8 protein-coding genes are annotated in these 9,374 nt (G+C 42.7%); 3 read left to right on the top strand and 5 right to left on the bottom strand.

Annotated elements, in window-relative coordinates:
- From lptD to Q0241_RS21895, 3 genes are all read right to left on the bottom strand, one after another.
- Positions 1-1,619, bottom strand: a 1,619-nt coding sequence (lptD, locus tag Q0241_RS21905) for an LPS assembly protein LptD (protein WP_299381359.1), incomplete at its 3' end; no start/stop codon positions are given.
- 3 nt (positions 1,620-1,622) lie between these two features.
- Positions 1,623-2,747, bottom strand: a complete 1,125-nt coding sequence (gene lptG / locus Q0241_RS21900) for an LPS export ABC transporter permease LptG (RefSeq protein ID WP_299381356.1) — start codon at positions 2,745-2,747, stop codon at positions 1,623-1,625.
- Positions 2,744-3,982 (bottom strand): LptF/LptG family permease, encoded by a 1,239-nt coding sequence (locus Q0241_RS21895; protein WP_299381353.1) that lies wholly within the window; start codon positions 3,980-3,982, stop codon positions 2,744-2,746. The genes lptG and Q0241_RS21895 overlap by 4 nt, the downstream gene beginning before the upstream one ends.
- A 120-nt stretch (positions 3,983-4,102) precedes the next feature.
- Between Q0241_RS21895 and Q0241_RS21890 the strand changes: the two genes are divergently transcribed.
- Both Q0241_RS21890 and Q0241_RS21885 read left to right on the top strand, forming a co-directional pair.
- On the top strand, positions 4,103-5,602 hold the full coding sequence (locus tag Q0241_RS21890; RefSeq protein ID WP_299381350.1) for a leucyl aminopeptidase: 1,500 nt from the start codon (positions 4,103-4,105) through the stop codon (positions 5,600-5,602).
- Positions 5,603-5,652: 50 nt separating this feature from the next.
- On the top strand, positions 5,653-6,108 hold the full coding sequence (locus Q0241_RS21885; RefSeq protein WP_299381348.1) for a DNA polymerase III subunit chi: 456 nt from the start codon (positions 5,653-5,655) through the stop codon (positions 6,106-6,108).
- Between the two features lie 35 nt (positions 6,109-6,143).
- Here Q0241_RS21885 and Q0241_RS21880 read toward each other — a convergent pair whose 3' ends face one another.
- Positions 6,144-6,968 (bottom strand): universal stress protein, encoded by an 825-nt coding sequence (locus tag Q0241_RS21880; RefSeq protein ID WP_299381345.1) that lies wholly within the window; start codon positions 6,966-6,968, stop codon positions 6,144-6,146.
- Positions 6,969-7,103: 135 nt separating this feature from the next.
- Positions 7,104-8,021, bottom strand: a complete 918-nt coding sequence (locus Q0241_RS21875) for an AraC family transcriptional regulator (protein ID WP_299381342.1) — start codon at positions 8,019-8,021, stop codon at positions 7,104-7,106.
- Between the two features lie 164 nt (positions 8,022-8,185).
- Between Q0241_RS21875 and Q0241_RS21870 the strand changes: the two genes are divergently transcribed.
- On the top strand, positions 8,186-9,022 hold the full coding sequence (locus Q0241_RS21870; protein ID WP_299381339.1) for a cysteine hydrolase: 837 nt from the start codon (positions 8,186-8,188) through the stop codon (positions 9,020-9,022).
- Positions 9,023-9,374 lie beyond the last annotated feature (352 nt).

Raw genomic sequence — 9,374 nt, 5'->3', positions numbered from 1 at the left:
ACGCGATCAGTTCCAGCAAACCTATTTAGTGAAAATAGCGAGGCGTCATCAAACTCAAAATCACGGCTGTCGTCGTTTGGAATTTCGTTTGGATTCGATCCATTTGGTGCGAGGACACCTTGTACAATAGGTTCTATTGTTTGGCTAAAGTTACCGCGATGACTGGCAAAGGGAAAGCGCCATTCCAAAGCCATTTGAGGGAAAACGCGCCCCGTAAATCCTGAATAGCTATTCCCGTTCTTGCGAAGATCATTGTTTTCAGTATTGACACCATTTACCCAATAGCCATCAGTTTGTAACTGCGTGGTGAGTTTATATTGGTCTCCCCAAGAACCTGTGTAGGGGAGGTCCCATCCGCCGATAAGGGATACACGCCTACTGTCACGCCCCTCACTACGCCCTAGAGCTTGTGCGTTAGCATCCAGACGATAGGTTGCTCCGGTTACGCCTGGTTGACTTTGAAAGTTGTATTGTGCCCGCGGTAAAACGAAAGGGTTTTCCGAATCATTGATGTCATTTCGAGTACTTTGAAATGTGTAGCTGTCTATTCTTGCAAAGTTTCGACCTCTGAAGCCTTCGATAAAAGCGCTTGTTTCTAATTCAGAATCTGTATTGAACCCATAAACTCGGCCATAAGTATCATCAGTCGCTCTCTCGGCGTTAAAACCCCACCGCCACGTTTTATCGAGATCAAAACGCCCTTCGCTTATTATCTGTCCGCGAAACTCGTCTTTTTTTACATTACCGTCATTTTCATCTCTATCGGCGATCGTTGCGCTGACTTCAATTGAGAGGTCACCTTTGTTGAATTTTTTTTCATACTCCCCTGCGAGCACGATCCCTTGTTTTGTTGTCGCGATAGGTGCAAATAAAAATTCTGAGGACTCGTCAATTGCCCAGTAATAAGGAATTTGTAGAGTTATACCCAACTGACTGGAGCTACCATAACTTGGTAGTAGGAATCCACTTCGTCTTTTTACTGTGGGGTCAGGATGGGCAAGGTATGGCGTGTAGATAACAGGGACACCAAATATTTCCATCCAAGCATGGTCATACTTTATTGTTTGTGATGTTTTGTTATGGACAATTTTTTTAGCCTTGAGCTGCCAGATAGGCGCCTTACTGGGATCATCTTTACAAAGCTCACAAGGGCTGAAAACGCCATTGGAAAAGACAGAGATATTACCACTGGTTAATTGTCCCGTCGATGCTGCTAGGCGACTGCGATCGCTAAGAAGTATACGGATGTCGCGAATAAAGCCTTCTTTTAGGTTATCTGTAAGCTCAACATGCTCAGCAAAAACAATATCACCGCTAGGCTCTAGCAGGCTGATATTACCTGTTGCACTCACAACATTTGTGTTCATGTTATAAGATACACTATTCGCAAGAACAGTACGATCACCTTGCGAAATCTCGACATTCCCTGATGCTGTTACGACCCCTAATCCTTCGTCATAGACAACTTCGTCAGCACTGATAAGTGCTGGGATCTCTTCATTGACTCCTGCCAAAGTTTGAGCAAAGGATTCATTTGATAAAGATAGTCCAACGACAAAAGTTAGTGCCAGTACAGACACTGAATTTTTCAGTAGTGTTTTTACCCCCCTAAAAGACATGTTCTATCCGTCTTCCAGATGTAAAAGCATAGTGACACCTAACAATAGTGATACCCCCGCTGGTGACCAAGCTGCTAAGGCAACTGGCACTTTGGTTGATTGACCTAAGGCAAAAACAAAATTGGATAAGAAATAAAGCAGAAATCCAGTAAGAATACCAGAGAGGATCATCAATCCGACCCTGCCTCGTCGATGTTGTTGCATGGAAAAGGTTGCTGCAAGTAATACCATTGCAAGAAAAAGAAAGGGTTTAGAAAGTAGTCTATGAAATTGTAATTTGAGTTTAACCGCAGAAAAACCAGCCTTTTCCAATAAATTTATGAAATACGGTAACTCCCAAAAAGAGATTGATTTTGCGCTGGCAAAGCTGTCTTGAACTTTTTCCATAGTTAAGTCGGTTGGAATTAACACCTCATCAAAATAATCTGGCTTTTTACCAGGATAAGAGTGCCAGGTGTTTTGTAGGGCCCAATTGCCATTTTCTAAACGTGCTTTTCCTGCGTCATACCGAGACAAAAATTCCCCGTCATTGGTCAGGTTGAAGATAATGACGCGGTTTAAAGAAAGATCTTTATTCACAGATCCGGCATGAATAACGGAAAGACCCGTCTCGTCCGGTTGACGAAGCCATAACCCTGTTTCTGATACCTTAAATATGGCCTGATCTTTTTTCTTGTATAGTCGTGACAGCTCTTTGTTTTTGGCAAATAGCGCTGATGAGACTGGGTTGATTACAGCAAAAGACAGTGCTCCGATTATGATGGAGCAGAAAGCAAAAGGAAAAATTATTCCCCAGATAGAAACGCCAGCGGATCTAATTATGACGAGTTCGTTTGCCCGTGTTAGCTTCCAAAAAGTTGCCATTGCTGCAAACAAAATCATGAATGGCATGATCTCTTCACTCAACTGAGGCATCTTATAGAGGACAATTTTTATGATCTGTAAGAAGGGGACGGCCTCATCTTCAAGATCATCCGATACTTCGATTAAGGAAATAAGGAAGACCACACCCATCAAAACAAAGAAAAAGCTAAAAAAGCTCATTAAAAAATTTTTGGATGCGTATCTGAAAAGAGTCCAGGAAATGTGCGCAGACTTAACAGATTTTCTATTTTCAAGCGTTGTCATTGGGATGCCACTGCCTCTTCTTTGCGAGGGGGATGTGGGTCACCAGAAGTTTTCGATGATAAATTTTTAGGTTTTTTGACAATAAAATAAAGGGAAGTGGTCACGACAAATAAAGGCCAAATATAAAGTAAGGGAATAAGATTTTTGTTTTTTTCGGCAATATCTTTTAACAAGAACATTGTCAGCATCATAACCCCCATAAGACTAATGGCGAACATAATGCGCCCTAAATATCCTCTGCGACTAAACTCTCCAGATAACAGACATGCTAGGGCTATAAAGGCCATTGCAAGGGTGAATAGAGGGCTGGCGATACGATAATGACCTGCGGCGATGAGCTTGTCATAGTTATCTACATCTCTGGGATCAGTTAAATCAGGAAATATTAATTGATTAAGGAAACGTTCTCTGGGTTTTAACCATCGATCACTTTCTTCTTGTCCTATATCTCCGAATTTAAGGATATATTTGTCTGAGTAAGCAATTGAAAGCTGTCCAGTTACGGGATCTACTTCTTGTCTACTAGCGTTCCAAAGGACAGCCCTGAAATCGTCTTCTTCTTTTAGCAATGCACCCGTATCAGCCAAATAAGTTATTTGTTGTCCAGGGATACTACTGTCATGAACGATGAGGCCTTTTAACTCCCCAGCAGGCGTTTTTTCTTTGAAATATATAGTATATTCAGTGTTAATTGTATTGAATTTCCCCGCTTTTAGAAGGACGGGGGATAGATTATCCCTAAAATAATGTTGTAGCTCTCTGAATTCACGATATGAAACAGGTAAAAAGTATAGATTGATGGCGACTACGGTTATCATTGATATGGTACCCAGCATTATTCCGGGGCGTGCGAGTTGAAGTTGTGAAAAACCTGCTGCCTTCAAGACGACAAGCTCACTATCAGTCGTCAATTTGTTATAGATAAAAAGGACTGAACAAAAAGTCGCGACCGGTATAACGATAACAAGGAAATAAGGCATCAACAAAATAACAAAATAGAAAAATGTCGATGCCGGAAGGCCGTCGTTAACAATCATGTCAACGAATCGTAATGATTGAGCCAGCCATACAGCCACAGCAAGAGACACTGCGACTGAAACAGCAAACAAAACCAGTTGCACAAGCATATAGCGCGAAATTATCTGCATAGGGTCCGAAAAATAACCTATAAAAAAATATACAAAAGAAATAGCCAGAACACCCTTGTCACGTCCAGTTAATTCGTGGATTTTCATAAGAAGAATAATGAGATTTGAGTCATGGAATGCAAAGTTCTATGATTACGGTTGCATTTTACAGAGTAATCCTTGTTCTATAGCAGCAATTAATTAAATCGTTTTACCGAAGAGGGCGACATGAAGTTTTCTTTTGTCTCTGACAATTTTCCTAGCACTGGCGCGATCGTAGCGACTGTATCTGAAGGTGGACAATTTTCCACAATGGCAAAGCAATATGACGATAAGACAGGCGGAGCACTAGGACGTGCGGTCGCTAATAGTTCTTTCAAAGGCAAGAAGGGTGAGTTGCTTGAAGTTTTGGCACCAAGCGGTGTAGAAAACAGTCGAATTATTCTGGCTGGTCTCGGCAACCCTAATGAGCTGAAGGCAACAGATTTTGAAAATCTTGGGGGACAGCTTTATAAGGACCTTTCTTCTAAAGGAGAGAAAGCCGTCTGTGTGTGCACGGATGGTGCTGGTGTTCAAGGGGCAAGCGAAGATAACGCAGGTGCTCTTATTGCTTATGGTGCCTTACTTCGCAGCTATCGTTTTGATACCTATAAAACGACCAGCAAAAACGATGCGAAAAATACACTGGAAGAGTTCACAATCTTCTCTGCTGATTCTGAGGGTACCAAAAGTGCTTATGCAACGTTATCCAAAGTTGCAGAAGGTGTGTTTTTTACCAGGCAGTTGGTATCTGAACCCCCTAATGAATTGTATCCCGATACATTTGCAGCGCAGGCTAAAGAGCTTGAAGCTCTTGGGGTGAAGGTAACTGTCTTGGCCGAAAGTGATATTGCCAAGCTGGGTATGAATGCTCTCTATGCTGTTGGCATGGGGTCTGAGCGTGAATCTAAAGTCGTCATTATGGAATGGAATGGTGCTTCTGAAAAAAGCACCGAGAAGCCGTTAGCTTTTGTTGGTAAAGGCGTGACATTTGATACGGGGGGTATTTCGCTGAAACCGGCCGCCGGTATGGAAGACATGAAGTTTGACATGGGCGGTGCGGGAACTGTCTTTGGTTTGATGAAAGCACTTGCCGGCCGTAAGGCACAGGTAAACGTTGTTGGTGCGTGTGGCTTGGTTGAAAATATGCCATCCGCCAATGCACAACGCCCTGGTGATATTGTAAAATCCTATTCAGGAAAAACCATTGAAGTATTGAATACGGATGCAGAGGGACGTTTGGTTCTTGCTGATGTTCTTTCTTACACGCAAGAGAAATACAATCCACGTCTCGTGATCGATTTGGCGACACTAACAGGTGCAATGATTATTGCTCTGGGTAATGATATCGCCGGTATTTTCTCAAACAACGATACTTTATGTGAACAGCTTATAAGCGCTGGTCTAAGTGTTGACGAACGTGTTTGGCGTCTGCCTCTTGCAGATTGCTATGATAAACTGTTGGACTGTGACGCAGCCGATATGAAAAATATTGGCGGTCGGGCTGCTGGGTCAATAACAGCGGCTCAATTCCTTCAGCGTTTCATCGATAAGGATCGTCCTTGGGTTCATATTGATATCGCGGGTGTTGCCTGGTCGACAAAAGAAAAAGCCATTGCTGCGAAGGGGGCGACTGGTTTTGGCGTTCGTTTGCTTGATCGCTTTGTTGCTGATAACTACGAAGACTAAAAATCGAAAGGCAGGATGCAGTGTATCCTGCCTTTTTTTGGATAATTTTGATGACAGATATACGTTTTTATCATTTGACTAAAACAGCATTGGAAAATGCACTTCCTCAAATGCTTGAAAAAGTCATAGAGCGTGGTCAGGAAGCTGTTATTCTGTCATCTGATGAGCGTGCATTGGGCGATCTGGATCAGAATCTTTGGGGGTATCGCCCAGATTCCTTTCTTCCTCATGGCACTAAACGTGATGGTTCAATTGAAGAGCATCCGGTTTGGTTGACCACTGAGCAGGATGATATTGCAAAACGGGATGTTGCCTTCATTGTGCATGGCGCACACCCTGGAGCCCTCGAAAGTGATAAAACCTCTTTATGCGCGGTTCTGTTTGATGGAAATAACCCAACAGTAGTTCAGGATTCTCGGGCCCTTTGGAAAGAGCTGAAAGCTGCCAATCATGAATTGACGTATTGGCAGCAAACAGATCGTGGGTCTTGGGAGAAGAAGGCCTGATCTGCCTTTCTTCTCTCCAAAGCCGACTTACAGTGCTAGTGAGATAACAGGACAGGGAATTCCTGGTTGGAAAAGAGTGATTTTGTAACGCCGCCAAATATCATTTCTCTGATTCGGCTATGTCCCCAAGCGCCAGCAACAATTAAGCCGATCTCTTCTTCTTTGCCTGTTTTTAGGATTACGTCCTCGGGGAATGCGCTTTCAACTACTCTGTTTTCAAGTTGGATGCCGTGACGTTTCAAATGTGTAGAGATATCATCCTGAGATATATTACCCTCTTCGGGCAATCCGACGGACAATAAGATTACTTTTTTTGCTGCTTTTAATAGCGGTAGGGCTCCCCTTACTGCGCGCGAGGCCTCAGCTGACCCATCCCAAGCGATGAGAATGTTTTTTGTAATATCTTTAGGAATTTTCCGATTGGGAACGGCAAGAATGGGGAGGCTGCTTTCCATCAGTAATGACCCCGCAAACTCAAGCTCGTCGGCAAACTTTCCCTTTACCTGACTAATAATTGTCAGGTCTGTAAAGCGTGCATGGAATGCAACGATATCTACTTCTCGCCCTTCGTGTTCTCGCCATTCATAGCTTACTTGTACGGCCTCGGCCTTTTCTTTGAAATTTTTTTGAACCGCAGCAGCTTGCTCTTTAATGTTATTTCGCTGTTGTTCGATGATTTCTTCTGGAAAATAGCCGGTTATGCCATGGGGGGAACCATGCAATATCGCTTCTGGTGTTCTTAGTGCGTGGACACCCAGAATATGCGCTCCATCAAATTTTGTAGATAGTTGTAGTGCTGCTTCTAAACGGGTTTGTCCTGCTTCCGTGTTATCAAGTTGAACCTGAATGTCCCTTAACATAAATGCATCTCCGTTTTTGAAATGTAAAAGATACTATCGTTCTACTGACGACGTATCTTATTTGATTAACTGATGGGAGTTTGCAAATTTATAAGAATATGCGCATTGATCTTAATCAATTTTGACGAGGTTTCGTTAAGTTAAGTCAAGGTTGTTTCGCACCGTCTTTCTATAGTGATCGGGTGCTTTCCCAAATTCGATTTCAAAGGCCTTGGTAAAGTAACTACGGCTGTGATAACCGACTTTTGATGAGATGATTTTTATAGGTAAATCTGTTGCACTTAACAGTTCCGCAGCGCGGTGCAAACGAATGGATCTAAGTAATCCGATGGGGGTTGTTCCATAAATTTTCTTGAACTTATTCGCAAAGCTGGCACGGCTCATTCCCACGTTATCGGCCAGACTTTCCACGGTGTGATGTGATTGAGGCTTATTCAAAATATATTGTAAGGCATCCCACATTTGTCGATCTTCAGCACCACGTAACCATTCAACAGATTTATGTCCCTCCAAATGATGACGCCTTACAAGCATAATAACGCATTGCTCTAGTAGTGAATGTGCCAAAGCCTTCGTACCAATTGTTGGATTGGCAAGTTCTAATAATAATTCATCCATCGCATTTCGTATGCGATCTCCTGGTGTTAATTGAGCGATCAAGGGTGTTTGAATTAAATTTAGCAATCCTGTTATACCGCGGTATGACACATCGACCAAACCACAGACGGCTGTTAAAGTTTGTTGTCCTGTCCCCGTTATCAGATGTTCAAGAGAGGCATCAAGCGGCCGGCATAGTGGTAGGGTGGTATTTCTTTCTGTTGCGCTTATTAAGCTATGGTGTTGGTGAGCCGGAAGGAGAATAATCGTCCCCGTTGATATTTTCTGCTTGGGACGGTTACTTATAGCAATCTCTCCCGATCCACTTGTAATGTAATGCAGAATTGCCTGATTTTGATCAGGTAAAGCAAGTGTTGTGCTTGCCCCACGAATTTCGCAAAAAGCAAAGGGGTTTAGATTGATGTCGATGGCTTCAAGGATATGGTCGATAGTCATATATTATAATTTGTGCAATCTGTGACCGATAACAAGAACAGGGTTTTAAAATCATGCCTTCCCTGTTGAAAAAGACACAATCCAGACGATAAAGCACACATGACGTTCTAGATATTAGAGAACAAGGAATTATCCTTGGGTCAGAAATATTAAGGAACAGAACAATGTGTGATTGTCATGATCATAATGATAAAGCTTTTTCTCGCCGAGCAATGTTGGGGGGAGCTGCTGTAACGTTAGCTGCGGCAGGTCTAACAGCAACATCACTTGGAAATAGTGCAGAGGCCGAAGCTTCTAATCCAAGCTATGCTGATCCGGAAAAACCTGCCTTGCCAGCTATTGATGTCGACGTCAGTTTAGCTGATACGGCTTTGGTTGTTGTGGATCCACAAATAGACTTTCTAAGTGAAAATGGTGTCGCGTGGGGTGTCGTCGGCGAGAGTGTTTCTGAACATAATGTGGTGAAGAATATTGGTAATTTATTGAATTCTGCAAAACAAGCAGGAATGACCGTTGCTGTCTCGCCACATTATTACTATCCAACAGATCACGGGTGGCGATTTGAAGGGCCTTTGGAAAGGCTAATGCATAAAATTGGGATGTTTAATCGGAAAAGTTCTCTGAGCTTAGATGGGTTTGAGAATTCCGGTGCTGATTTTATGCCAGAATATAAGAAACAAATTCTGGATGGGAAGACGATTATTGCTAGTCCACATAAGATCTACGGACCACAGAATAATGATTTGGCGCTTCAATTGCGTAAAAATGGCGTCAATAAAATAATCTTGGCTGGAATGTCTGCAAATCTTTGTGTGCAAGCTCATTTGTATGATTTGCTTGAACAGGGATTCGAAGTGGCTGTCGTGCGCGATGCAACAGCAGCAGCGAAAATTCCCGAAGGCGATGGCTATCATGCTGCGTTAATTAACTTTCGATATGTTGCAAATGGTCTCTGGACAACAAAAGAAGCGGTGAAGAGGATTTCAGCTGCGGCCGCATAAATCCTAATTAGCATTCCTGTATCTGCAATGTAGGTATAAGGCGTCCTTTCGGTGATAACTGATTGGGCGCTTTATCTCACGCCCATATTTGTGATGTCAGTATAAAAAAACACTTTAATCATAATGAAAGATGTTACGGTTTAAAATGTAATGCTGTTGCTATGAGCGTCGGAGTTATTTTACTTCTAGCGACTGTCAGGGAGTTTACGTTGAGTGCTACTTTAACTTGGGCTTTGGGTGTGCTGTTGAACCGAGCTAACTGTTTTTTGGTTCTTTTGGTGTGCCTTATTATAAACGGTTTATTGGTCTTTCCGTCCGAAGCTGAGAAGATGAAGCTGCGTATCGGATACAA

This window comes from uncultured Kiloniella sp. (assembly GCF_937128705.1).
Lineage (GTDB): Bacteria > Pseudomonadota > Alphaproteobacteria > Kiloniellales > Kiloniellaceae > Kiloniella.
Note: the sequence above shows the minus strand (reverse complement) of the source record. Positions and strands in the feature narration are given on the sequence as shown.